This window comes from Enterobacter cloacae, assembly GCF_011078175.1.
Classification (GTDB): domain Bacteria; phylum Pseudomonadota; class Gammaproteobacteria; order Enterobacterales; family Enterobacteriaceae; genus Enterobacter; species Enterobacter cloacae_Q.
This window is the reverse complement of record NZ_JAALCJ010000032.1, coordinates 1-496: the sequence shown is the minus strand read 5'-3', so window position 1 is coordinate 496 and position 496 is coordinate 1. Positions and strand designations below refer to the sequence as shown.

Here is a 496-nt window from a genome sequence, read left to right as displayed (position 1 = left end):
TGCTCTCCAGCATGGTGCGTATTATCAACACTCTCTCCCTGTTCGGGTTTGCCGTCATCATGCCGATGATGTTTGTTGACGAGCTGGGCTTCACCACCTCCGAGTGGCTTCAGGTCTGGGCGGTATTCTTCTTCACCACCATCTTCTCGAACGTCTTCTGGGGCGTGGTGGCGGAAAAAATGGGCTGGATGCGGGTGGTGCGCTGGTTTGGCTGCATCGGGATGGCGCTCTCGAGCCTGGCGTTCTACTACATTCCGCAGCACTTCGGGCATAACTTTGCCATGGCGCTGGTGCCGGCCATCGCGCTGGGGATTTTCGTGGCGGCCTTTGTACCGATGGCGGCGGTATTCCCGGCGCTGGAGCCGCGGCACAAGGGTGCGGCGATTTCGGTGTATAACCTGTCAGCCGGTCTGTCTAACTTCCTTGCGCCGGCGATTGCCGTGGTGCTGCTGCCCTGGTTCAGCACGCTCGGCGTGGTCATCGCCTATACGGTGCT

1 protein-coding gene is annotated in these 496 nt (G+C 60.1%); it reads left to right on the top strand.

The genetic code is table 11. The features are described 5' to 3' along the window. A partial coding sequence (locus G6Q29_RS21555; RefSeq protein WP_165467006.1) for an MFS transporter occupies window positions 1-496 on the top strand: 496 nt, incomplete at both ends.